A 24381-nucleotide genomic window follows, 5' to 3' on the forward strand; every position below is an offset into this window, starting at 1 on the left:
ACTAACGATTAAACACGTAAAGTTATGGCAGAAAAGACAAGATACTCGGATGCGGAATTGGAAGAATTCCGCGCCATTATTCTGGAAAAGTTGGAGTTGGCGCAACGCGACTATGAGTTGCTGAAAGCCAGCCTGACAGGTGCGGACGGTAATGACACCGACGACACATCTCCAACGTACAAAGTGCTGGAAGAAGGGGCAAACACCTTGTCCAAGGAAGAAACGACCCGTCTGGCACAACGCCAGTTGAAGTTTATCCAAGGATTGCAGGCCGCTTTGGTACGCATCGAGAACAAAACGTATGGTATCTGTCGCGAAACAGGCAAGCTGATTCCTGCCGAACGTCTGCGTGCAGTGCCTCATGCTACATTGAGCATCGAAGCTAAAAACAACGGCAAGAAATAAGGATGAAGAATTTTTTCACGAAAGGGCGGATAGCCTTACTCGTTATTTTCTCGGTATTGATTATCGATCAGGTAATCAAGGTGATTGTAAAGACGCACATGTATTGGCATGAGAGCATACGCATCACCGATTGGTTTTACATTTATTTTACCGAAAACAACGGTATGGCTTTCGGTTTGGAGATATTCGGGAAATTGTTCCTTACTTCATTTCGAATCGTTGCGGTAGGAGTGATAGGCTGGTTCCTGTACAAGTTCATAAAGCATGGAATGAAAACAGGGTTTATTGTCTGTGTCTCGCTCATCCTGACGGGTGCGCTGGGCAATATCATCGACAGCGTATTCTATGGAGTGCTGTTTAATGAAAGCACCTATTCGCAACTGGCAACCTTTATGCCCGAAGGCGGCGGATACGCTCCGCTGCTCTACGGTAAAGTGGTCGATATGTTCTATTTCCCTATTATCGAAACAAACTGGCCTGCGTGGATGCCGTTCATAGGTGGAGACCATTTCATCTTCTTCAGCCCGATTTTCAACTTTGCCGATGCGGCAATCAGTTGCGGTATCATAGCGCTGTTGCTCTTCTACAGTAAGTATTTGAATGATTCCTATCATGTTATAAAGAAATCATGAAAAGGAAAAGACGGATTCAATGGTATTATAGCGTAATCCTTCTGGCGTTCGGTCTGACGGCATGTCAGGTTAAAAGACCTGATACGGTTATATCGGACGCCAAAATGGAAAACGTACTTTATGACTTCCACATAGCAAAGGCAATGGGAGAGGAGGTTCCTTACAGCGAAAGTTATAAGCGTGTGCTGTACATTGAATCGGTTTACAGGAAACACGGCATTACCCAGGCCGACTTCGATACTTCCATGGTGTGGTATGCCCGCCATCCGGATGCCCTTACAAAAGTCTACGAAAAAGTAAACCAGCGGTTGAAAGCCGAGAGGGACGGCATCAATCATTTAATAGCCTTGCGCGACAACAAGCCCAAAGAATCTTCTCCGGGCGACAGTATAGACGTATGGAGAGGTCGGCACATCTATTATCTTACCGGAACTCCGATGGACAACAAACTGACTTTCACACTTCCTTCGGACACCAATTTCAAGGACAGAGATACGCTGCGTTGGACAGTCCGTTTCCGTTTCCTGAACGGAACACCCGACAGTCTGCACGCACCTTTAATGGCAATGCAGGTTCTTTATGCCAAAGATACGCTGAACGATATGCTCAAGGTAAAGCAATCGGGTACGGAGACTATTTCTTTATTTGCCGACACATTGGGAGAAATAAAAGAAATACGAGGCTTTATCTATTATCCTGCACAGCAATCCACACGGGATGTGTTGGCAGACCGCATCAGCCTGATGCGCTACCACGCAAAGGATACCTTGTTCAAGGCCCCGGCAGATAGCCTTGAGGCAGGCGACAAAGAACTGAAGAAAGAACCCGTTCCGGGCAAACCGGCAGAACTGAAGCGGCAGAGTGAAAAGAAAGATACTGTCCGTCATCGCTCTGAAAGGCGTCCGCGTCCAAGATTGCTCCAAACCACAGAAAAACAATGAAACGTTTCGCTTCACATTTTTTATTCCTGCCCGCATACGGTTATCTCAAACAATATGCGATAGAGACGGAAGAGGGGATAGTTGTACGCTTATTTCCATTAACCGAAGAGATGGAAAATGTGGAATGGCTGCCGGGAGCAATCGTTCTTTTAACGCAAAACGAGTTGAAAGAACCTGACACAATTTTCTCCTTGACAAACGCTTCTCGGAATTTATTAATAACTCCGCCATCCTTTATTGACGGAAGTTGCGGACTAATGCCTGTCTATTTCCCTAATTTTGACACTGCAACATTGCTGCCTGCCGCCGGAACTCGGCACAAACTACTGCGGTAGCAATGGCAACATTCAAAGATTCGGAAGTTTCGCGTTCTGCCGGATAATTGGGAATGTACAGTTTCCGGTTGATGAGCCGTTCCACTTCATCTCCTATGCCGTTGCCCTCATTCCCCATTACTATCAGTCCGTACGCCGAAAGCGGTTGTGTATACATGTTTTCTCCGTCCAGGAAAGTGCCGTATACCGGTATGTCTTCCAGTGAAGCAATCAGTTCGGGCAGGGAAGTATAATGCAGTTTCACCCGTGCGATGCCGCCCATGGTAGCCTGTATGGTTTTAGGATTATAGACATCCACCGTGTTGGGCGAACAGAAGATATGTTCGATTCCAAACCAGTCGGCAAGGCGGATGATTGTTCCCAAATTGCCGGGGTCCTGCACATCGTCCAATGCCAGGCAAAGGGAGCGGCTTATGACGGAAACATCCACAGATTCGTCCGGCTGTTCGAACACGGCGAGTACCTGTTGGGGAGTTTTCAGCAGGCTGGCGCGCGAAAGTTCCTCTTCGGAAACTTCGGTCACATCTTCCACAGCCAAATGCCTGTGGGCGGAAAGCCATTCGGCAGTTGCAATCAGGAAACGGCAACGGAAGTGCCCCAGCAAATCTCCTACCAGTTTCGGACCTTCTGCCAGAAATACTTTATCGGCCTTGCGATTCTTTTTCAATTCCAGTGAACGGATATATTTAATGCGATTCTTGCTCAGTGCCATAAGTTGTTCGGTTTTATTTGGCAAAAGTACATGATTATTTCTATATTTGCAGTATTTTATGCGCAATTAATAACTTAGTATGAAGAAAGGCTTTCGCTACGCACTATTTGCTACCGCCGTACTCTTATTAGCTTCATGTTCTGCCACGAAATATGTGCCGGAAGGTTCATATTTGTTGGACGAGGTGCGCATACAGACGGACAACAGGGAAATCAAGCCTTCAGGCCTATCGATGTATGTCCGCCAGAATCCGAATGCCAAATGGTTCAGCCTGATAAAGACACAGTTGTATGTCTATAACTGGTCGGGCAGAGACTCTGCACGTTGGATAAACCGTACTTTGCGGCGCATAGGGGACGCTCCGGTCATTTATAAGGAAGAAGAAACGAAGCGCTCCGGTGAGGAAATGAAAAAAGCCGTACAAAACATGGGCTATATGAGCGCCACCGTAGAGCCGGTTGTACAAATAAAGAAGAAGAAGCTGAAGCTGACCTATAAGGTGTCCAGTGGGAAACCTTATAAGATTCGCTCTCTTAAATACGATATCAGAGACGAGAAAATCAGAGAATATATGCGGCAGGATTCGGCAGGTACTTATCTGACGGAAGGAATGTATTTCGATGTAAACCGTTTGGATGCAGAACGTCAGCGCATTACCGACAATCTTCTCCGTAACGGATATTATAAATTCAATAAGGAATATATTTCTTATACGGCAGATACGGTGAGGAATACCTACCAGGTGGATGTAACCATGCATCTGGCGCCTTTTCGGCAGCACAATGACGATAGCCCGCAAAATCATCGGCAGTACTACATCAACAAGGTAAATTTTATAACGGATTATAATGTGTTGGAATCATCTGCTTTGAGCAGCATAGAAATCAACGACTCCGTACATTACAAGGGTTTTCCCATATATTATAAGGATAAACTTTATTTGCGCCCGAAGGTGCTGACCAATAATCTGAGTATTGTGCCGGGCAGTTTGTACAACGAACCGGATGTGCAACGTACCTATTCCAATTTCGGACGTTTGCAGGCATTGAAATATACCAATATCCGTTTCTTTGAAACGCAGGTAGGCGATACAGCCAAATTGAATGCCTACGTAATGCTGACAAAGAGCAAATACCAGTCCGTATCATTTGAATTGGAAGGAACCAACTCCGCAGGAGACTTGGGAGCTGCCGCATCCGTATCATTTCAGAACCGGAATATGTTCAAGGGTTCCGAGACTTTTATGATAAAGCTACGGGGGGCTTACGAAGCGGTATCTGGTTTGCAAGGCGGATATAACCACGAGGACTACACGGAATTAGGGGCGGAAGCAACGATCAACTTTCCGCGGTTTCTCTTTCCGTTTCTTTCCAACGACTTCCGGAGGAAGATACGTGCTACTACGGAATTTGGCGTACAGTATAATTATCAGATACGTCCGGAGTTTTCACGCATCATTGCTTCTGCCAATTGGAGTTATAAATGGGGATTGCAACGTCAGCGTGCTCAGCATCGCATTGATTTGCTGGATATCAACTACCTGTATATGCCTTCCATTTCGCAGGAGTTCCGCGACAAATATTTGAATAACGAACAGAACTATATTTTAAAATACAACTACGACGACCGTCTGATTGTCCGCACAGGATATAGCTATACATACAATAGCGCAGGGCAAGCCCTGATGAATAATGCAATCATCGGCAACTCATATTCTATTCGCTTTAATTTTGAGTCTGCCGGTAATCTTCTGTATGCTTTTGCCAGAATGACAAACATGAAGAAGAATGAAGACGGGGAGTATTCATTGCTGAGTATCCCATTCGCACAATATGTCAAAGGGGATTTCGATTTTGCCAAGAATATCGTTATAGACAACCGCAATTCCATTGCATTCCATGTGGGAGCCGGCATAGCCGTCCCTTACGGCAATGCAACGATTGTGCCTTTTGAAAAGCGTTATTTCTCCGGTGGTGCAAACAGTGTACGCGGTTGGTCGGTACGTGATTTGGGTCCCGGTGTGTTTCCCGGTGACGGAAACTTCATGAATCAGTCGGGAGATGTTAAGTTGGATGCAAGTATCGAATACCGCACACGCCTTTTCTGGAAGTTCAGAGGAGCGGTTTTTGTGGATGCGGGCAACATCTGGACCTTGCGCGATTACAAAGACCAGCCGGGCGGGAAGTTTGAATTCAATAAGTTCTATAAGCAGATAGCCGTAGCTTACGGATTGGGCCTACGGTTGGATCTGGACTTCTTTGTCCTGCGCTTTGACGGTGGTATGAAAGCTGTCAATCCGGTGTATAACACTAAAAAGGAGCATTTCCCTATTATACATCCTAAATTCAGCCGCGATTTTGCATTTCATTTTGCGGTAGGATATCCATTCTGATGCCAAGCAGATATCCGTCTGAAAAAACAAAAGGCTGCGCGGTTCTTTGACGAACATTGCGCAGCCTTTCTGTTTTATCTTGTTTCAACTCTTAACGTGCGGCGTAATAGGTATTGACCATAGTTGCCTGACGTGCAGCAGATACTCCCTGTGCATCCAAAGTAACGGTCAGGTCTTCACCGTTTGGTAAAGTCATCTGTGCAGTACCGTCATTGTTAATCTGCAAAAGTTCAGTGCTGACGCCTTCTGCAACTACATTCCAGGTATTCAAATCTTTATCGTAAATTAATTCCATAGATGCGGTTTCGCCTTCTTTTGTAATAGAATAACCGTTCTCAAGAGTTTCTACCAGATAGTTTCCGTTTTCGCCTTTTACTTTCTTTACCTCACCAATGCTTGCCATAGGGTTGCTTCCGCTCCAGAATTCAATAGAATTGATAACCAAAGCATCTGCCAAATAGCATATACCATATACCGGAATGATATTGAATGCCAGGTAAACAAGCTCATTGACAAATTTATTTCCAATACCTTCGTTCCAACTCAACAGCTTGCTATGCAATCCGAAAGAACCGATACATGAACTGAAAAGAAAAGCACCGCATACCATTACAGTTGCAGCCAATTTCAAATTGAACTTTTTCATAATAACTTTCTTTTATTTTACTGTATTTTATTGAGATAAAATCTCAATATTTATATATACTAGTGCAAATATAACCATTTTTATAACATAGACATTAAAAAAGCTGCAAAAAAACAGTATTCTGTAAAATAAAAGAGCCTTATTTATTTCTATTTGCGAGAAAGAGATTGGGAAATCCAGCGGTCTACGGCAAATTTTCCCGGTCCTATAATATACATCAATACAAATACCACCAAATAAACAAATGCAAGTTCTTTTACCGCAAACGGATCATTGCCATGAACAATGAAGAATGCCACACACATCGTAAATATCATAGGAATCATTGCCAATCTGTATAAGAAGCCTATGATGAATGCCATTGAGCATGCCAGTTCGCCAAAGATGGCCAATCCCAGAGAAAGGGGACTGCCGATGCCGAGAGGATCGGGGAACACCGTAGAAAGTTCCTGATAGTTTGCCCATTTATCAATACCGTGATTCATCATCAGAATACCGAATACAATTCTGACTACTAATAATATAACAGATATAAAAACGCCATTCGGATTGGTAGGAAATAAAAATCGTTTTAACATAATCATTCGTTTTTTTAAGTTGATATATGTTCTTAACAAATAAGAATGAATAAATGTTTATTTCCGTTTTAATGGTGTGGTGATTATCCGTAATGACAGATCGTAGGTAAAGTAACTCCACATCCAGGCTGCAAATATAAACAAACGCTTCTTTACGCCCACAATACTTTAAGGAAATAACAGACATTAAATAGGAAGAAACGGAAACAAAAAGCCCCGTAACATTGTTGTAACATGAACTATTTACAACTAACTTTGTTTCGAGGTTTTCTTAATAATAGAGAATGAACACAAAATTAAAAGGATGTCTGTTATCTTTAATCTTGTTGGTGGCTGTAACTGCTGTGCATGCACAAACACGTTTGGCAGAAGCAAATACTTCGGCAGACATGGATTCTGCCGTCATTCTTGATTCTGTTCCTGTAAAGCGGAACTTTTTCAGAAAATTTCTGAATTATTTTAACGATGCCAATAAAGAAAAGAAAAATAAGAAATTCGATTTTAGCATTATCGGCGGACCGCACTACTCCAGCGATACCAAATTAGGGTTGGGACTGGTGGCTGCGGGGCTTTACCGTTCCGACCGGAACGATACGATTCTGCCGCCTTCCAATGTATCATTGTATGGAGATGTTTCTACGGTAGGCTTCTATCTGTTGGGAGTACGTGGAACGCATTTGTTTCCTCATGATAAGTATCGTTTGAACTACAATCTGTATTTCTATTCTTTTCCCAGTCTGTATTGGGGTGCAGGATACGACAATGGTGCCAACAGTAACAATGAGAGCGATTATGACCGCTTTCAAGCACAGATGAAAATGGACTTTATGTTCCGGTTGGCACGTAATTTCTACGTAGGTCCCATGGCTGTATTCGATTATGTATACGGACATGGTTTTGAAAAACCGGAACTGTGGGAAGGCATGAGCACGCGTACTACGAATCTAAGTGTAGGTTTATCGTTGCTTTATGATTCGCGCGACTTCCTGACAAATGCGTATAAAGGATACTATTTGAGGATAGACCAACGTTTCAGTCCGGCATTTTTGGGAAATAAATATGCTTTCAGCAGTACAGAACTGGATACGAGGTATTATCATACCATATGGAAAGGCGGCGTTCTGGCGGGGCAGTTTCATACACTGCTCAATTACGGAAATCCACCTTGGGGACTGTTGGCAACTTTAGGCAGTTCGTATTCCATGCGTGGCTATTATGAAGGGCGTTATCGTGACAAATGTGCCATGGATGCTCAGATTGAGCTTCGCCAGCATGTATGGAAACGAAACGGAGTGGCTGTATGGGTAGGAGCGGGGACTGTTTTCCCAAAGTTTTCCGAGTTTGACGTGAAGCATATTCTTCCTAATTATGGCTTCGGCTATCGCTGGGAATTTAAAAAGAGGGTGAATGTACGTTTGGATTTAGGGTTTGGCAAACATCAGACCGGATTTATATTTAATATCAATGAAGCTTTTTAGAAAAATTCAAAAATGGTTTGAAAACCAAGGGAACTTGTATTACTTGTTCCTGATAATTCTGATAGTACCCAATATCGTACTATGTTTTACTGAGCCTATGCCACTTGTGGCGAAGGTGTGCAATGTATTGCTTCCATTCTCCATATATCATATGATAATGAGTTGGTCGGGAAATTGTGGCAAGACTTTTTGGATATTGTTTCCTTTCCTGTTTTTTGGAGCATTCCAGATTGTATTGTTATATCTTTTTGGCCAGTCTGTTATTGCAGTAGATATGTTTCTCAATCTGGTGACAACAAATCCCGGTGAGGCTTTGGAATTGCTGGATAACCTGATTCCCGCCATTATTATTGTTGTGCTGCTATATATACCGGCACTGGTTTTGGCTGCGGTGGCCGTCAGCAAGAAACGGAGACTATCGGAAATGTTCGTTCGCAGAGAACGTAAACGTGCCGGGATAACGGTCATTGCAGGAATTCTGTCATTGGTAGCTGCTTATCTGTTTGATGCCCGTTATGAATTGAAATCGGATTTGTATCCGGCAAACGTATGTTATAATATTGCACTTGCCTTCCAACGTACTGCACAGACACAACACTATGCGGAAACCTCTAAAGATTTTACTTTTCAGGCAAAAACCACCCGTCCGGAGAAGAATAGGGAAGTTTATGTTATGGTAATCGGAGAGACATCCCGTGCCGCTAACTGGTCTATTTACGGGTATAACCGCAATACGAATCCGGAACTTACCAAAATAAAAGGATTGACAGCCTTCTCTCATGTACTGACAGAATCCAATACTACGCACAAAAGTGTCCCTATGCTGATGTCTTCGGTTACGGCGCACGACTTCAATTCCATCTATCGGCAAAAAGGAATTATCACAGCATTTAAGGAAGCGGGCTACCGGACTGCTTTCTTTTCCAATCAACGCTATAACCATTCTTTCATCGATTTCTTTGGAAAAGAAGCCGATATATGCGATTTCATTAAAGAAGATACAGGAGATGGTGGTTACAACCCTTCGGACGATGAACTTTTGAAACTGGTAGCCGCCGAGTTGGCAGAAAATGTTTCCAAGCAATTTATCGTTCTCCACACCTATGGTTCCCATTTTAATTATCGAGAACGCTATCCGGCGGACAACGCTTTCTTTTTGCCTGATTTTCCGGTGGATGCAGAATTGAAATATAAGGATAATCTGATAAATGCTTATGATAATTCTATCCGGTATACAGATAATTTTCTGGCTCGTCTCATCCGGATGTTACAGGAACAGGACATAGATGCGGCAATGCTTTATACCTCAGATCATGGAGAGGATATTTTTGATGATGACCGTCACCTTTTCCTGCATGCTTCACCCGTTCCGTCCTATTATCAGATACACGTGCCTTTTCTGATATGGATGTCCGACAATTATCGGAAGAATTATCCGGACCTTTTTAAAAATGCAGAGATAAACCGACAGAAAAATATTTCATCCAGTGCATCTTTCTTCCAGACGATGCTGGAATTAGGTGGCATAGACACACCCAGCCGAAACGATTCATTGTCTGTAATAAATGCTTCATATACCGAAAAAAACAGAGTATACCTCAATGACCATAACGAAGCCCGTTCATTGAACGATATAGGAATGCGTGAAGAGGATTTTACCATGCTGCAAACGAAAGGGATAGTATACCGGTAAAATCAATATGCCGATTACTAAAACAGCCAAGCACCATTCGAAATTTCAGACGAATGATGCTTGGTTCTGTTATTTTATGGGCATTGCCGTTGGAGTATCACCAATCACCGCTTACGTGACTCTTTCCTATTAGGGACTCTATTTTCAGTTTGTAGTTATTAACTCCCTCTGCAATGTTTTTCCCGGCATCTGCCGTTCCCATTCCGTATGCGACAACAGGTGTCTGCCATACCATTCCGGCATGTAGGGCACTTGCCTGATAAGGTCTTAACAATTCATCCATTGTAAAGTTGTTTCTTCCCCCACTGCGATATGCACTGTATTCGGAACCGGTAGTGACCGCTACCAATAATGCCTTTCCTGCCACTGCCGGAGTTTTAGCCAAATAAGTAAATACCTCATCCTGCCATTTTTTCAACAAGGAAGGAGCCGACATCCAATATAACGGGAATTGAAACACAAGAGCAGATGCCTGCGATATAATCTTGCTCCATAAATCAATATTATAGGCATCTTCCGGACGCATTTCATATAAATTGTATATTGCCACTTCTTCCATTTCTTTAACAGCATCCATTAATACCTTATTGGCTTGCGAACTTTTAATGTCGGGATGTGCCAAAAGAATCACAACTTGTTTTATACCTTTATCCATATAGAGTATATTTTTTATAAATTAGAAATAGCTGCCTATTGATTACAAAAATACTAAAACATAGATATATAACAAAAAAGTTGTGCCAGTGTTTTGACACCTTTTCACGATACCGGCATTATCCTTAATTTGAGACAAGCAGAATAATCCAAATCTGCTTTTTAGTTAGAACGTACCGGAGGGAATAGGTAACGGCTTCCCGGATTCATCATATAGTTCCGTAACGGTGAGAATTTTATATCCATATACACTTTGTATCTTTTTGACGCATTTCAGTTGCTTGTTTTTATAGTATTCTTTGGCAAATACCACTTCTCCGCCTTTCATATGCCCTTCTTCCTGTATTGTACCGTCTTCATAAAACTGACGATAGTCACGCTTGAAGTTTTTGAAATCAAGATTATATTCTTCTTTCATTATCTTGTCCGTTCCGGGATAGAACTCCTGTATGCTCTTCACCGACAGGTCCTCATTATAGTAGTACCGTTCTAACGGATAGCTATTCTTGTCAAATTTCACAGAATAATATGGCATTTCCGTATAATTTTCCTCTCGGACAAGTTTCCCGTTTTCATCCCATTCCTGCCACCGGCCGGTTTTCTCGCCTTTCTCTGTGTAATGCTCTATACATTTCGGCTTTCCGCTCAGTGCCCAGATTTCCTTATATTCGCCTTTCTTGCCGCGCCATCCCCAAGCATACCCCTCTCTTATAAAAGGCGGCATATCAGTACCGCCTTCTTCATAGATGCGGAAAGGACCATGCTGCATACCTTTACTGTACGAAACAAACGTGATTAATTGACCGTTATTGTCGAATGTTCGTTGTTGTCCGTCCACTTCGCCATTCTTGTAGTCCCATTCCGTTCTTCCTATCCGGTTGTATTCTATCATCAACCCGTCTATCTTACCTTGTTCGTTCCAGACACATTCTTTCTTCACAGTACCGTCTGTGTAATATTCATATCCTTTTCCCCTTAGTATACCTTTTACATAGGTCAGCTTTTGTACAAGATGATTGTCTTCATATTTTTCGTATAATCCATCGAGAATGCCATCCTTGTTGAAATGGGCTATGGTGTAAGACCTGTAGCTTAATATAATCCGGCACTTTCCATGTAGTGGAGTACGGTCATATATATTCCTCCATTGGTATGTAAAATCTCCCAATGGAACTCGTTCCACATCGTTAATATCCAGTGGCTCTTGTGCAAAGAGCATACTCCCGTAAAGTGAAAGGAGCAGCAGAGATAATAGTCTATTCCTCATAAGCGTTGAATATTTTATATTTTTCACTGTCTAATTTATTCTTATGGTTTTTATAATCTCCTGAATTTCGGATTCAGAACTGTCATCAGATGTTGTGGAAGTAATGATGAAGTTTTCCAGTGTCTTCTCATTCATATGGATAACAATATTCTGATTTATATGGATACTTCCACCGCCTGCTACAGCACATTCCATCTTCCCCGAAATCCTTTCGAATGTTTTTCCATGAATATTTATGTTTTCTGACCGGGAGTCTTTCATGGAATTAATCAATAAATCATACATATGTTCCATTGCTTCCTTAGAAGGAGCTTTGATGTAGCTAACGGTTAAACTGCTGACACCATGTCCTCGAAGTTGCAATATCTGTTCCGTATCGGATTTTCCTATTGTTTCCCAAGTTGACGGATATTGGCAACTGAAGCCACAGTTATTATTTATGTATTCTTTCATCCCGTTGCCCAAATCTGTTTCACTTCCGGTGAAAGTGGAAACATCCGTTGTATTTTGCGGCATATAGTACGAGGTGTTGGGATCTGTTTCAATAGTATCTTTTTCAGAAGAAACGTTTTGTGCGTATTCTTCAAGTGTACCATTCTCCCACATCTCTCTGATTTCTATAAAATCTGCCGGCAGGTTGGATGTCTGTCCTGCAAAAAGCGCCGTAAAGATCAGCACAAAAGAAATTTCCGTAATCGATATAAAGAGGGTAGAGGTTCTCTTCGTTGCAAACCGGTCAGTCAGCAAGTATATGATGCCTAATATGATTCCGGACACAAGTCCGCCAATATGGGCGGCATTATCTATGCCCTCTGCTCTTGCACCGGACATAAGGTTATAGAATACAAAGAAACCGATACTGTATAACAAGGACTTGCGTTGCCCTTTTTCTATCCTGTGATGGAACACCAGATAAGAAAGGAATATTCCATAAAGTCCGAATATCGAACCGGAAGCTCCGGCGCTTATGGTTTCAGGGTGCATTGCCAAGCTGGCAAGAGCCGAAAACAATCCTGTCAGAAAATATGCGCTTATAAGTCTCCTTCCGCCGATAAGCTGTTCCAGGAATATTCCGATATACAGCAGTGCGTACATATTCATAAGAACATGAATCACTCCTATATGAATGAAATTACAGGTAATGGTCCTCCACCAGTCGCCGGTAAGTGTAAGGGGGCCGAAATCCGCTCCCCATTTTATGATGGATATTCCTGTCGGAGCAAGCAGATTCACTCCGCATATCAACATGACGACAAATAGGGCAATATTGATATAAACAAGCAGGGGTGTTGCCATATTCCCTTTACGGATTGTCAGAATTGAACGTAAGGAAGCATTCGCTTTTTCATCCATGCTTATGGAACTATCCCCGTTTTCTTCAAAAGCAGAAAAATTTCTACATGTGTTTTCTCTGTGTGTATCGACAATATATGATACATTCTTCATCTTGTCCAATAGAGGAATGATGCCATTGGCTTGTTTGAACAGAACTTCTTCCGTATATACAGGAACCAGTTGGTAAATAGCCACAGAATCTCCATTGGGCAGTTGACAGTTTTCCGCACCTTTGTCCCGTTCTTCGGGAATGGTAAGCAACATGGATGTCATGAGAGTATCATCCTGCAACGGTGTACCATCGGACAGCGAATGCCCACATGCAAGCCAGGAATTCCCTTGTTGAAGCCATGAGACACATTGCAAAAGCCAGTCAATCGGCCATGAGTCTTCTGTATTCCATGTTGGTGGCATACACATACAGAATTCACACCTCGAAGGAGTTGCTTTATCCGGCACCGGCATAACAGAAGCACCTGCTCCACATGTTACCAATGTATAACAGTCAAACCTGCTTGTTGGTTCAACAATGAGGATTTCCACTCCTGACGGTGAAACAATGTTTTTTGTAATGCCTTTAATACCTCCATAGAAGTGACGGATATGAGAAATGACAGTATTCTTTTCTTCCGGAGTATACGCACACGTGGTTTTATTTGCAGTATCGGCTTCCGTCGGAGAGATATTATGAACATTTTGCAACTGCTGCATGGTAGCTGTAAGCTTATTAAGGTTCTGCTTGTTCTTTCCCCAGTCCATAAACTGCATGGATGTGCATATGCTTGTAGCAAGAAGTTGTCCGTCCTTCCCGTCTGTTACAGAAAGAATAACCTTTTCTTGCCACGATCTAAAACTTGTAGGCGTATAAAAATCTGATTTATCACGTTTTATACTGCCCGCTTGCCAACCGAGAGATTTGGATGCTTCAATGGCAAGAAGCATCAGCTCTTCGGCTGAATATCCGGCTAGCTCTATTGTCCGCTCATATTTCGGTCTGAATCCTGTTGCCATAATTAAATTATATAGAATAAATGTAAACACAAGTTATAATATATATTGCTTGTGTTATTCTTTTTCTTGTGCTACATATATGATATATGTCCTATAATTGAAATTATAAATAGAAGAAACCGCATTTCATACAGACAAGACAGATAATGCGGTATCTGTGAAAAGCCGGTTTCTTACTAAAGTAGAGTGTAGAAAAGTTGTTTACCAAACGTATTTTCTCCACGGGCTGTTTTCATGTGTCAGCAATTCATCGGCAGTACTTTTCATTACAGAATTGTATGCACTTTTTCCTCCCCACAAGGAACGTCCGATAACATAGCTCATAGCCATATCATTCCACGAAGAGAATGCCGAATGTGCCATGTCGTATGCCACATCTATGTATCTCCAGGCATCCGCTTCGGAGATGTAGTCCATTTCGCAGCAAGCACGGGCAAGGAAGCAGATTCGTCCCGCATCCCAACCGGCAACGCCATAACGCTTTAAATCTTCCTTGCTCACAATCACTTTGTAGGAAAGGAGTTCCTCATAGGTTTCCTGCAAATTCTGAAATTGCATGACAATCTTGTCGTAATCTTCTTGAGAAGTCATGTTCTGCTGAAAGATTTCATCTTGTTCTTCCGGTTTGTCCAGCAGGAATGCCTGATAGACAAAGGGAAAATAATACCGGTATCCTTTTTGGCAAAGATAGTCCAGTTCTTTCCGGGCATCTTCCGTAGTCTCAATTCCCCACCATTCTCCAAGTATTTTGGGAAGCATATCGGGAATACCGGTTTCTATCGAGTTTTGATATGCTCCTTGCTGAGAGGCATACATAGCACCGATGGCAATCTTCTTGCATTGCTCGTCGGTCAATCTTGATTTAGGGTTCAGACATACGCCTTTAAAAGACCTGCGTATTTTTCTGATAAATGAATATGCACTTTTCCCTTTCTTGAAAAGCCAGGCCCCACCCACAACAGCAGCTATTGCAGCGGATATCCAAAAATTGTTGTCCATATTATTTCATACTTATAAAGGTTTCTGCCGTTATTCTTTCCACATAGACTGTTTCCAGGGTGATTCACTGTTCTTCAGCAAAAGCTCTACTATCTCGTATGCTGTTTCGCTGTCTGTCGGATCGCCATGCCATACTCCACGCCCCATGATGAAACTCCGTCCGTATTCTTCCCATGAAGAAAAGTGTTCGAGTGCAGTATCTGCCGCTACCTGCATGATATGCCACATCTCATCTTCACGGATATAATCGCAAAGATATGCCCAACGTCCCAGGTTCACCAAACGCACCAAATCCCAAGCGATGACACTCTGAGGCATTTGTCCGGCAGGACACCAGCCGTTCTTCTGCATTTCCTCTGCAATCAAATAAACATCTTCCATCTTGTCATCCCCATTACAGTGTTCCTCTGCCGATATGTTTTCCAATCCGCGTTTGCGAATTTTTGCCAATGCCCGGTCTGCTTCGGCATGATGCCCCTCCTCAAGCAGCCATCGCACAATATCCAGTGTACTTTCCCGGTCTGTCACATTCCACCATTCCCGAAGTGTACATTTGATACTGTCAATATCGTTTTCGCAATCAATAGTGTCTACATTTTCGTCATTATATACCAACATAGGCGCACCGAAAGCCAACAGACGAAGCTGACCTGCATCCAGTTTACTGTCACCGGCTTTGCTGATAGTCCATTCCTCATTCAGATTCTCCATATCATAAAAGCCCTGCATCATCTGTTGGGCAAATGCCATGTTTTGCCGCCCTGCTTCCGCTACTGTTTCCATACCGATTCCGGCTGCTTTCAGCATCGCTTCCTGCTGTGCCTGTATTTCTGCCATATTGGGAATACCAGCTGTCATTTGCGTCATTATCTGTTCCTGCATACCCTCCGGCATCTGAAATCCCGGAATGCTCCCGAACATAGATTGGGCCTGTTCCATTGCTGCCTTTACTGCGGCTTCCTGTGCCGCTTTTGCCATATCCTCAGGACTTTGAGGGGCTGTTCTTTCTTTTGTCATATCCGTTTACTTCTTAATGATGTTTATAAATTATCCTTCGGCTTCTGCCGCCAATAAAATTTCCGTAATTTCGTTGTATCCGCGCTCACTGGCATAATACAATGCCGTCCGTTGAAGATTATCTGCCAGATTCACATTTGCCTGATGCTCCACAAGAAGTGAGACAAACTCGTTATTTCCTTCTCTGGCTGCAAGAATGAGCGGAGTTTCTCCATGTTCGTTCTGCACATCCACTTGCGCATTTGCCGTTATCAAGTCCCGGCCAATAAATTTGTTTCCCGACCAGGCTGCAAAGTGTAGGGGAGTATTCCCGTTCAGAAGAGACTTATTCACGTTCGCACCGGCGTCAATCAATAGTTTCGCTACTGTAAGGTTTCCTTTCATACAAGCAATAATCAGTGGCGTTTCCCCCTCATCGTTGGGTGTGTTCAACATGTCGTTCGAAGCGGTAAGTAATGCACGGACTGTTTCAGACTGCCCGTTGAAAACAGCCTGGTGAAGAGGTGTGTTTCCGTGTGCATCGCTTGTTCCGTCTACGGACAAGCATATCACGATTTCCCGCAACCCGTGAGCAGTGGCATAATCTATTGCTCTGTGTCCTGAGTTATCCGCTATTTCCGTATCTGCGCCCTGTTCTATCAAGAACAAAGCTGCATCAGAACGTTTATTGTCGAGAAGACGGATTAGAGGTGTACATCCTTCCTTATCTGTTGCATCCAAATCCGCTCCATATTGTACCAGTTTTCCTATTATTTCCTTGTTTCCGCTTCTGGCAGCTGCATGTAAGGGCGTTTCCGAACAGTTGTTTGCAATGGAGACATCTGCATCGCTGTCAAGCAAAAGGCCTACAATATCTCTAAATCCCTTCAAACAAGCATAATATAACGGTGTATTACCCTCTGCATCCCGTTTGTTTACATCAATGCCTCCTTTTTTCAAGAATATCTGTACGATGCTTTTCTGTCCGTTACGGCATGCATTTAAAAAAGTCATGTTATTATCCATACTTTTCTCAATAATATTTCAATAAAAATTTTATAAGAGCTTCGTCATTCTTTTCCGTTGCAATGTCTAAAACGGTCTTTCCTTCATTGTTCACGGCATTCACATCCGGTCTCCCAAAGTCCATGACCAAGCCGACCGCTTCTTTTGCTCCTCTTTGAGAACTTCCTGCAATGTAATGCAACAAGGTATTGCCCCATTTGTCTTTTGCATTTACATCTGCACCGGCTTCAAGCAGGGTTTCAAGCATATCGGCATCTTCTGCCGTACAATAACGTCCTCCATAGGGATATGACCTCGGCAGAATGGCAATACGCGGAATGTTCCCGTCCCAAAAGCACCCTCCGTAGAGATTCATTGCCGGAGTCTGCCCCTGCAAATTAACAGTATTGACATCTGCCCCGTTCTCTATGAGATACCGGGCAGCCCAAATTCCTAATTCGCATCCAGCTTCCCGGCAGGCAAGAGACAATGCTGTGTTACCTTCTTTATCAGCAGACTTTTCCGGATTCCATCCGCATTGCATCAAGTACTGAAGAAGATGCAGGCAGTCTTCTTTCTTTTCACTGCCGTGTTTTCTTTTTTTAAGCCATACGGCAAAAGCTGTCTGCTCTTCCAAATCCTTGAAGTCCGGGTCTGCCCCGCTTCTCAGCAACATTTCCGCAGCTTCGGCATTGTCCCATAAAAGGGCGCAGGCCAAAGGTGATCTGCCTTTGAAATCGTATAGCTTTTTATCCTCGCAAACGGTTTGCAATTCTGTTCCGGATCGCAAAATAGCATCCAAAGCTATCATATCTTTGTACCATAATGCCTGAAAAACATCCAAGCCTCCGATGAGCGCAGAAAGTTCATCTGTATCAGGATCTTGTCCGGACAGTAGTGCTCCGATTCTGCGTGCTCCTGTTTCCCAAGCAATATCAAGAGCGGTTTTTCCGATGTTATTCTTGTCTTCTGTATCTATTTGCCCATTTTCTAAAATACGTTTTGCAGTTAGAAAGCATTGTCTGTCTGCCTCTTCCAGATATTCCATGTTTTCATATGCTTCCCGTTTATCCTTTTCCGAATACCACCGTTCGGAGAAGTCTGCTATTCTTTCTTTTGTACGCTTGATGTCGTATACAATGTCTCCGGCTGATTGGCAAATGACGTGAAGTACATTGTTACCGTTTGAATTGGTCGAATCAATGCGGCAACCGGACATTAAAAGAATATCCGCCATCAGAAAATGCCGGTTGCCCACAGCTTCAATCAGGGCGGTCGTATTTTTTCCGGAGCGCGGAACTCTCGCTTCTTTGGAAACCAGCAGTCCGGCGATACCGGCAATCGTGGTTTCTTTCCCGCAACACTTACGTTTGGCCAATACACATAATGGTGTGTCTCCATCATCATTCCTTACATTTACATCTGCTCCACGTTCCAGCAGTATGCGCACCGCATTCTCATCGGCAAATGCACAAGCCATATGCAAAGGAGTATCATTTTTCCGCATGCTATTTCTGCTGTCAAGCGGAATCTCCCTATATGCCTCGCATAAAGCGGATTCCAATGCACCAGTAGTATGCAAGTCATATATTTCTTCACAAGTTATCATTGTCAGCTATATTATTTATCAGTTTCTCAATATGCTTGTATTTGCCTCCCAAACAAGCGGATATAGACTTGACTTCACTATACAGATGTAGTCTGAAAGCCGTTTCTGCCTTTAACAGCAGCAACTGCCTGTATGCCAAGGTTTCCGGAATACCTTGCGGCATGGGATGAAAAGGATGCCCTTCGGCATGGTCATAACGGAGAAATGCTTCGGGTAACTCTGCTTCACGGGTAATATTTCTTCCGGACATAAGCTGTTCCGACTCACAAAGCAATCTGTAACATTCGTCATACCACTTTACCATGAAGCAACACAATGCCTTGTTGTATAGCACACTGAAATCTTCATCAGAAATACGGTTGAAGCATGAATAAGCAGCCGGATATGCCTTGCTGAGCAAAAGCGATATTCCGGCTGAGAACAACTGCTCCGTTTCTTTGCCGGTTATTTTTTGTTTATCCACAAATAGTGTCATAAGCTATAAAAGTTATTGTTTTATTTTAATTTCACCGGCATTATTTGTTTTTCATAATCATCAAATTGTTATAGGCTATAAAGAATTGATTAATTAAATAAAGAACGGAACTCATCAAAGTCTTCCTGCGAAGCAAAATATTTGATCTCGAATATGATGTATTTATCAGGAAGACTTACTTTAAATTGATTTTCTTCATCATCGTCTTTTATATAGTTGATGTCGGAAATAAGGAAAGAGTTATATTCGATTTTGTTTTTATTTACCTCAGGATATGTCACCCGTCCTTTATCCACAGTAATGGTTCCTCCCTGTGCAGCCAATACCCGTGCCTTGCGTATACTGAAGAATGTCATTAAAAGCAGCAGCGCCCCACAAATAATCAAAATCGTAGACAAGACTTCTGGAGAGAGGATGACAGTCCGTCTGATACGTAATCCAAAAGGATAAATCAAGGGCACGATAACCATACCTATTCCAAATGCCAGACTTGACCATTGATTGGTTAATGCACTTTTGGGAGTGTAACTGAAAGTTTTATGCACACTCTGAAATTTTTCGGTTGTTTTTGTTGTTTCCATACTATTTATATTTAAAATGTTGATGTAATCAGCGCATCTGCTATCAGGATATTTTCTGAAATACAAGAAATCTTCTGTAATGCGGCTCTTGCTTCTGTCATGTTCCGGCTTTTCGTTTGTGAAGTTATCCATTCCTTTACCTCCGGAAATACGGTATATTCCGTGACTTCCCAATCTGGAATACGATATCGGATAAGTGTGTCAAATACAAAATCACGAACACCGTTTTTCATCATAATTTCACTCAACCGCTTCATAGTCATTTTTTCGCAATTGAGAAGTACGCAACCCGAATATACGGAGAGCATATCGGAAGATTTAATTGTACCATGTTCAATGCATTTGATTGCTGCTTCTGTCAGAGGCAAAAGCATATTGCTTTTTAGATAACGTTCACCCCGTCCCATAGCATATCCGGCATGAAGGGCCTGAATCATACAAACCAGAAATGTTTCGCTCATTTCTTCCAACAGGTGTACGTTTTCCGTCAGATTTTTAGTCGGTTTACCTATGCGGATATTCTTTTCCAATTGTTTGATGCAATCTCTTTTTATAAGTGCATACTGGAAGTTTTCAACCATTATCTTCCGATAGTTCTGCCAAGTGATTTTCTGGTCGCGGGTACGGGCAAATGTAATTTCCATATAACCGCCCGATGAGGATGCTACGATTTCCATCTCTCCACTGCGGGTAGTCATATCCGCCTTTTGGGACCATAAGGTTCCGTCTACCGTAATTTTACAGTCGAACAGTCCGGTGGGAGCAGGCAAAGAAGAGATGGACTTTTTGTTCTCAGCCACCCATAAATATATGACAGAAATATTATAGATATTTTCTTCGTTTCGGATAGCTGTTACTCCTGCTTTGTCCCAAATAAGAAAACTTCGTTTATCATATTGTACCATCTTACCGTTACCGTCTTGCATGTTCCGATGGGTAAATACGACTTTCTCTCTGCCGAAAATGTTCACCATTGTTGTATATGACAAGGGCAGACTGATTTTTTGACCGTTAATTTTTAACATGCCTTCGGTTATTTCCACTCCATCTGTTGCCGACAAAGTGGAACACTCCTTTGGAGTAATTTTCTCCACCGGCTGTTGCCCGGTAATCTGTGTTTTCACATATGGTGGAGCAAGCATTAGGCTAACATCTTCCGATACAGGTGGCAATAAATAGTCTATGTTTGGATAGGGGTTCGGGTAATTAAGCCAATAGCCTAATTTTTTCGGACGGCTTGCCGTGCGAAGAAAATTCCATAAATCTTCCGGCAAGCTGAGTATGTCATCAGTGTGTTGGTGTGTATTTACTACAATAGTACCGTTAGGCAACGCATGAAGAGCCTTGAATGATTCGCTGCCAAACACGCCGGGGCGGATACGCAAAACTTCATCCGTGCTCCAGTTCCAAAGGCGTGCATAATCGGAACGGTTTCCGTTCGTGTAGTGGTCTCCCTCTATCAGTATCCAGTCCTCGTAAAATATACGCAATCTGAATAAACCGTCACCGATGTGATGCAATGGAGCGATACGGCATCTTTGTGTTGCCATATCAAGGTCGAGCAATCCCGGTTCCAGCCATATTCCGCTATTGTTACTTACTGTATATTCATGTAGCAAAAGAAGGCGTGTTGTATTCGGTACAGGGCTGCTGCCAGTATAGAATGTTTCATAGCCGGACATGGAAAATGGCATAGTTATATATTTCCCATTATCATCATATCGGATAATTTTTGATTGGCTGTATTCCCCCATTACTATATATAACGTTCCCTTTCCATCTATCCCGAAGCTGGGAGCATATATCAAACCTTCCGGTAAAATGATTCGACTTACATATTTTACTCCATGTTCTGTCATTGTGTGAACAATAGCACTATGGACATCCCCCAAACAGAGATAATGTCCGCACCACTGGAATTCATATTTATCGTAAACACTCAAATCACACACACGCGGCCATTTCTCTGCTTCCAAAGGATTCTTTCCGGCAACGGGCATTTCTCCTAAAGAGGTAGAATACAATGCTGCATAAAAGTCCAGTTCTTTCGAATATATAAAACTATGGATTTTCTTCGTTTTAAATTTTACCGGTTGAAGAGGGACAACACGCAAATCTACTATAAATGTTCCTTGCCATTCTATCTTGCTTTCTTGTTTCCATTCCCCATAGGCGAAATAACCGGCAAAGCCTCTTGTAATATAGCAGATATTGTCATTGGGCCATACCATTTGCATACGCGGCATCTGCTTGCGTGGGGCAATATGCCTGGCTTGTATGCCGAAATCACGATGCGGCTGTTTGAGTAGTTTGCAATATTGGCCGTATTTGTGACATTTCTTCTCAAAAGCTTCCATTTCTGCCTGCGGAATCAGTTCCAACAGATAAATATCATCTTCGTCTAAATTGTAAAGAGCATATCCGCAAGCTGTAAGTTCTTGTCCTAAGGCAGATATACCAATCTCATGTGAAAAACAGGAATATTGGTTTACGATTTCATCAAAACGTTTATCTTTCAATACGGAAACAACATCTCCCCACTTCTTTCTCAATTCTACTACCGTATCTTCTATATCTCCTTCGTATTTGAGAATATCGAGGGCATTGTCACGAGTTTCTTGCATCCTATCATCCTCATACGCTTTCATTACGTTCTTTATCCAGTTTTCTACAGATTTCTGTGATATTCCTTTGCTGGCATACAGTCTTGCCGGAACTTTCGAAAACCGTATACCATACTCAGCCAGTCTGTGCATTAGGAGTACAAGAAGGTTAGGAGTATAAAGTTCATCCTCCATCAATGATTCTCCATCTCGTATAAGGAAACCGTCTTTCTCATTCCAACTTCCATGAATACTGTGGTCACCATTGCGCAGATAAATTTGATAACTTGTGAAACGCGTGTAGTCATTGAAAAGCGTTCTTGGACCAAACATATCAACTCTTAGGATATGCCATGCTTTCTTTTCTTCTCGATTATTTGATGTGGGAAACATTTCCCCGTTGGAAGTAAAATGAAAAGATAGGTTCCATTCAAAATCATCAGGATAAGGAATCTCTGCTTCTGCCAGCCATTGGGCAGCTATAAGAGTTGGAATCGTATTCTTGTAATAATCAGACAGTTCTTGGCGTAGTCTGTTTAAAGAACTCTGTTCCGGTAGCAGCAACAGTATGCGGTATAAAACATGTAGATCTCCCGGACCTTGTTCCATCAGGGTACGGGTAAGTCTTGTCAGACAGTCAAGAGCTGCAGAATCTGAAGATAGAGCCAATAAAGCCACACAATACCAGAATCTTATAATGTCATAATAGAAATGTCCTATCATACAATAATTTTCCAGTTCTTGAGCATTGGAAGGAATGCAGCAATAGCCTTGCAGAAAACCGGCTACTATGCGGACAAGTTTTTCGTCTGTTGCATACGGCTGCATACGCAATATCTCTTTTCTGTTAGTAGGAGCATGAACATATGAGTCGAGTGCAGAGTTGAATCGGTTGATGCCGTCATACAATATTGCATTGCAATTTGCCGGTATCGGGATATTAATTCTGTTATCGGTATAATATCGGGGATGTTTTTCACTTTCGTAAACGAGTGGAATACAGCATGTAAGATACCACGTCCAAAATTTTCTGTTTAATTCGGGGTCGATTTCCTCTATATCTGCTGTTCCTTTATTATAGGAAAGACTTGCCAAAAATGCTGCATCCCATTTGTCGGAGTCAATTTGCCCATCATTTTCAAAAACTTCTTCACTGAGGCTGGAAGCCGTTACGGCATAAGCTGCCCGCACTGCCGACATACCAGCCATAAATGGAACAGAATTGGTTCCATAATCATATCCTTGTACGAGGGCAGATATACGGTCTGCCGCTTCTATCACATCCTTTTCATTTGTTTTTCCCCATAAATAATATTCTGCCTTTCGGAGCAATTCAATAATTTCATAGCTGTTCCCTGACCATTTTCTCCAAGTTGGCAAAACCTTAAAGGCACATAATATGCCTATTCTTCCTACCATGCGTAAGGAGCGGAGTGACCGTAAAATTTTATGTCGTGACGGGCGGGACAGATGCCCTTGTGCAGATAAGGTAATTTCCATTAATCCTTCTGTTATCAAATTTCTCGGAAAATCCGGAGTTTCAATAGTTTTTTCCGGCTTGATAGAAGGAATAAAATTCTGTTGCTGTAGGAAATGTAGGGAATAGACCTTACTGTAATCAATGAAAGCATAGGGGGAGTAGCGTTTATGGAAATCGACTGGTTTGAAAGAGGCAGCTTCCATATAAGCCCAGCCGCTGCCCGTTGTTTCTATGTCCTCATCATAAGCAAGCAAGAGCGCGACAGTCGGACTATTTGCATACTCTATCTGTATATAGTCCGTACCGTTCCTTTCTTCCTTGTACAGAACGATGCTTCCTTTCTGTTTATAAACATTGCCCATGTGACTGAAATAATATCATATGGTCGCAAATATATGAAAAGAAATATAAAAACCAACCGAGTGGTTTGTTTTATTTTGTTAAAGTCTCTCCAATGAAAAAATATTGCAATTTTACTTCTGTTGTTGCTTAAGTCTATACAATCTATTACTGTCCTGCACAGCCTCTCCATCTTCATTTGCCGAATAAGTATA

Annotated in this window: 20 protein-coding genes; 7 read left to right on the top strand and 13 right to left on the bottom strand. The window is 42.5% G+C overall.

The genetic code is table 11. From position 1 onward, the window contains the following. Positions 1 to 24: 24 nt before the first annotated feature. Genes H8S52_RS12050 through H8S52_RS19965 form a run of 4 tightly spaced genes read left to right on the top strand, consistent with a single transcriptional unit; the run spans position 25 to position 2313 of the window. Complete coding sequence (locus tag H8S52_RS12050) at positions 25 to 405, top strand: TraR/DksA C4-type zinc finger protein (protein ID WP_005654117.1); 381 nt, start codon at positions 25 to 27, stop codon at positions 403 to 405. A gap of 2 nt (positions 406 to 407) precedes the next feature. Further along, entirely contained in the window at positions 408 to 1037 is a 630-nt protein-coding gene (locus H8S52_RS12055) for a lipoprotein signal peptidase (protein WP_005654120.1), read from the top strand. Beyond that, positions 1034 to 1978: a DUF4296 domain-containing protein gene (locus H8S52_RS12060; protein WP_117954593.1), complete on the top strand. Its 945-nt coding sequence runs from the start codon at positions 1034 to 1036 to the stop codon at positions 1976 to 1978. Before H8S52_RS12055 ends, H8S52_RS12060 begins: the two co-directional genes overlap by 4 nt. Continuing rightward, the gene (locus tag H8S52_RS19965; protein ID WP_117906275.1) at positions 1975 to 2313 is read left to right on the top strand and encodes a hypothetical protein; all 339 of its coding nucleotides are present in this window, start codon (positions 1975 to 1977) and stop codon (positions 2311 to 2313) included. Before H8S52_RS12060 ends, H8S52_RS19965 begins: the two co-directional genes overlap by 4 nt. Here H8S52_RS19965 and H8S52_RS12065 read toward each other — a convergent pair. Further along, complete coding sequence (locus H8S52_RS12065) at positions 2252 to 3025, bottom strand: RNA methyltransferase (RefSeq protein WP_016662650.1); 774 nt, start codon at positions 3023 to 3025, stop codon at positions 2252 to 2254. The genes H8S52_RS19965 and H8S52_RS12065 overlap by 62 nt on opposite strands. Positions 3026 to 3104: 79 nt before the next feature. Between H8S52_RS12065 and H8S52_RS12070 the strand changes: the two genes are divergently transcribed. Then, positions 3105 to 5417, top strand: coding sequence for a BamA/TamA family outer membrane protein (locus H8S52_RS12070; RefSeq protein ID WP_117742415.1), 2313 nt, complete (start codon positions 3105 to 3107; stop codon positions 5415 to 5417). 91 nt (positions 5418 to 5508) lie between these two features. Here the strand turns inward: H8S52_RS12070 and H8S52_RS12075 are convergent, their stop codons facing one another. Together H8S52_RS12075 and H8S52_RS12080 are read right to left on the bottom strand one after the other, a co-directional pair. After that, complete coding sequence (locus H8S52_RS12075; protein ID WP_005654124.1) at positions 5509 to 6063, bottom strand: DUF3332 domain-containing protein; 555 nt, start codon at positions 6061 to 6063, stop codon at positions 5509 to 5511. 149 nt (positions 6064 to 6212) lie between these two features. Further along, positions 6213 to 6641, bottom strand: coding sequence for a DoxX family protein (locus tag H8S52_RS12080; protein WP_022103419.1), 429 nt, complete (start codon positions 6639 to 6641; stop codon positions 6213 to 6215). Positions 6642 to 6925: 284 nt separating this feature from the next. Here H8S52_RS12080 and H8S52_RS12085 point away from each other — a divergent pair, with 284 nt between their 5' ends. Together H8S52_RS12085 and H8S52_RS12090 are read left to right on the top strand one after the other, a co-directional pair. After that, entirely contained in the window at positions 6926 to 8119 is a 1194-nt protein-coding gene (locus H8S52_RS12085) for a BamA/TamA family outer membrane protein (protein ID WP_117985276.1), read from the top strand. After that, positions 8106 to 9812: a lipid A phosphoethanolamine transferase gene (locus H8S52_RS12090; protein ID WP_117985275.1), complete on the top strand. Its 1707-nt coding sequence runs from the start codon at positions 8106 to 8108 to the stop codon at positions 9810 to 9812. The genes H8S52_RS12085 and H8S52_RS12090 overlap by 14 nt, the downstream gene beginning before the upstream one ends. 97 nt (positions 9813 to 9909) lie before the next feature. Here the strand turns inward: H8S52_RS12090 and H8S52_RS12095 are convergent, their stop codons facing one another. From H8S52_RS12095 to H8S52_RS12140, 10 genes are all read right to left on the bottom strand, one after another. Then, positions 9910 to 10467, bottom strand: a complete 558-nt coding sequence (locus H8S52_RS12095; protein WP_117985274.1) for an NAD(P)H-dependent oxidoreductase — start codon at positions 10465 to 10467, stop codon at positions 9910 to 9912. Between the two features lie 165 nt (positions 10468 to 10632). Next, positions 10633 to 11733 (bottom strand): toxin-antitoxin system YwqK family antitoxin, encoded by a 1101-nt coding sequence (locus H8S52_RS12100; protein WP_117985273.1) that lies wholly within the window; start codon positions 11731 to 11733, stop codon positions 10633 to 10635. A 30-nt stretch (positions 11734 to 11763) separates the two neighbouring features. Next, entirely contained in the window at positions 11764 to 14079 is a 2316-nt protein-coding gene (locus tag H8S52_RS12105; protein WP_186909904.1) for a rhomboid family intramembrane serine protease, read from the bottom strand. 201 nt (positions 14080 to 14280) lie between these two features. Further along, the gene (locus tag H8S52_RS12110; RefSeq protein WP_016662640.1) at positions 14281 to 15078 is read right to left on the bottom strand and encodes a DUF1266 domain-containing protein; all 798 of its coding nucleotides are present in this window, start codon (positions 15076 to 15078) and stop codon (positions 14281 to 14283) included. 30 nt (positions 15079 to 15108) lie between these two features. After that, positions 15109 to 16095, bottom strand: coding sequence for a DUF1266 domain-containing protein (locus H8S52_RS12115; RefSeq protein ID WP_118206828.1), 987 nt, complete (start codon positions 16093 to 16095; stop codon positions 15109 to 15111). Positions 16096 to 16125: 30 nt separating this feature from the next. Next, a complete protein-coding gene (locus H8S52_RS12120) occupies positions 16126 to 17100 on the bottom strand; it encodes an ankyrin repeat domain-containing protein (RefSeq protein ID WP_034536213.1) in 975 nt (324 codons plus the stop codon). Between the two features lie 7 nt (positions 17101 to 17107). Continuing rightward, positions 17108 to 18688 carry an ankyrin repeat domain-containing protein gene (locus H8S52_RS12125; protein ID WP_186909905.1) on the bottom strand — a complete coding sequence of 527 codons (1581 nt, stop codon included), beginning with the start codon at positions 18686 to 18688 and terminating at the stop codon, positions 17108 to 17110. Further along, complete coding sequence (locus H8S52_RS12130; protein ID WP_259323372.1) at positions 18675 to 19151, bottom strand: hypothetical protein; 477 nt, start codon at positions 19149 to 19151, stop codon at positions 18675 to 18677. Before H8S52_RS12130 ends, H8S52_RS12125 begins: the two co-directional genes overlap by 14 nt. Positions 19152 to 19252: 101 nt before the next feature. After that, the gene (locus H8S52_RS12135; RefSeq protein WP_186909906.1) at positions 19253 to 19744 is read right to left on the bottom strand and encodes a hypothetical protein; all 492 of its coding nucleotides are present in this window, start codon (positions 19742 to 19744) and stop codon (positions 19253 to 19255) included. An 11-nt stretch (positions 19745 to 19755) separates the two neighbouring features. Next, positions 19756 to 24189 carry an Imm5 family immunity protein gene (locus H8S52_RS12140; RefSeq protein ID WP_016662634.1) on the bottom strand — a complete coding sequence of 1478 codons (4434 nt, stop codon included), beginning with the start codon at positions 24187 to 24189 and terminating at the stop codon, positions 19756 to 19758. Positions 24190 to 24381: the final 192 nt, after the last annotated feature.

Origin of the sequence: Bacteroides sp. NSJ-48, assembly GCF_014287405.1 — a bacterium.
Taxonomy (GTDB): Bacteria; Bacteroidota; Bacteroidia; order Bacteroidales; family Bacteroidaceae; genus Bacteroides; species Bacteroides stercoris.

Coding starts and splice junctions, on each gene's coding strand:
- H8S52_RS19965 (WP_117906275.1), top strand. CDS start 1,975: ATGAAACGTTTCGCTTCACATTTTTTATTCCTGCCCGCATACGGTTAT.
- H8S52_RS12055 (WP_005654120.1), top strand. CDS start 408: ATGAAGAATTTTTTCACGAAAGGGCGGATAGCCTTACTCGTTATTTTC.
- H8S52_RS12095 (WP_117985274.1), bottom strand. CDS start 10,467: ATGGATAAAGGTATAAAACAAGTTGTGATTCTTTTGGCACATCCCGAC.
- H8S52_RS12135 (WP_186909906.1), bottom strand. CDS start 19,744: ATGGAAACAACAAAAACAACCGAAAAATTTCAGAGTGTGCATAAAACT.
- H8S52_RS12110 (WP_016662640.1), bottom strand. CDS start 15,078: ATGGACAACAATTTTTGGATATCCGCTGCAATAGCTGCTGTTGTGGGT.
- H8S52_RS12065 (WP_016662650.1), bottom strand. CDS start 3,025: ATGGCACTGAGCAAGAATCGCATTAAATATATCCGTTCACTGGAATTG.
- H8S52_RS12075 (WP_005654124.1), bottom strand. CDS start 6,063: ATGAAAAAGTTCAATTTGAAATTGGCTGCAACTGTAATGGTATGCGGT.
- H8S52_RS12060 (WP_117954593.1), top strand. CDS start 1,034: ATGAAAAGGAAAAGACGGATTCAATGGTATTATAGCGTAATCCTTCTG.
- H8S52_RS12105 (WP_186909904.1), bottom strand. CDS start 14,079: ATGGCAACAGGATTCAGACCGAAATATGAGCGGACAATAGAGCTAGCC.
- H8S52_RS12070 (WP_117742415.1), top strand. CDS start 3,105: ATGAAGAAAGGCTTTCGCTACGCACTATTTGCTACCGCCGTACTCTTA.
- H8S52_RS12120 (WP_034536213.1), bottom strand. CDS start 17,100: ATGGATAATAACATGACTTTTTTAAATGCATGCCGTAACGGACAGAAA.
- H8S52_RS12140 (WP_016662634.1), bottom strand. CDS start 24,189: ATGGGCAATGTTTATAAACAGAAAGGAAGCATCGTTCTGTACAAGGAA.
- H8S52_RS12050 (WP_005654117.1), top strand. CDS start 25: ATGGCAGAAAAGACAAGATACTCGGATGCGGAATTGGAAGAATTCCGC.
- H8S52_RS12090 (WP_117985275.1), top strand. CDS start 8,106: ATGAAGCTTTTTAGAAAAATTCAAAAATGGTTTGAAAACCAAGGGAAC.
- H8S52_RS12085 (WP_117985276.1), top strand. CDS start 6,926: ATGAACACAAAATTAAAAGGATGTCTGTTATCTTTAATCTTGTTGGTG.
- H8S52_RS12125 (WP_186909905.1), bottom strand. CDS start 18,688: ATGATAACTTGTGAAGAAATATATGACTTGCATACTACTGGTGCATTG.
- H8S52_RS12080 (WP_022103419.1), bottom strand. CDS start 6,641: ATGTTAAAACGATTTTTATTTCCTACCAATCCGAATGGCGTTTTTATA.
- H8S52_RS12100 (WP_117985273.1), bottom strand. CDS start 11,733: ATGAGGAATAGACTATTATCTCTGCTGCTCCTTTCACTTTACGGGAGT.
- H8S52_RS12115 (WP_118206828.1), bottom strand. CDS start 16,095: ATGACAAAAGAAAGAACAGCCCCTCAAAGTCCTGAGGATATGGCAAAA.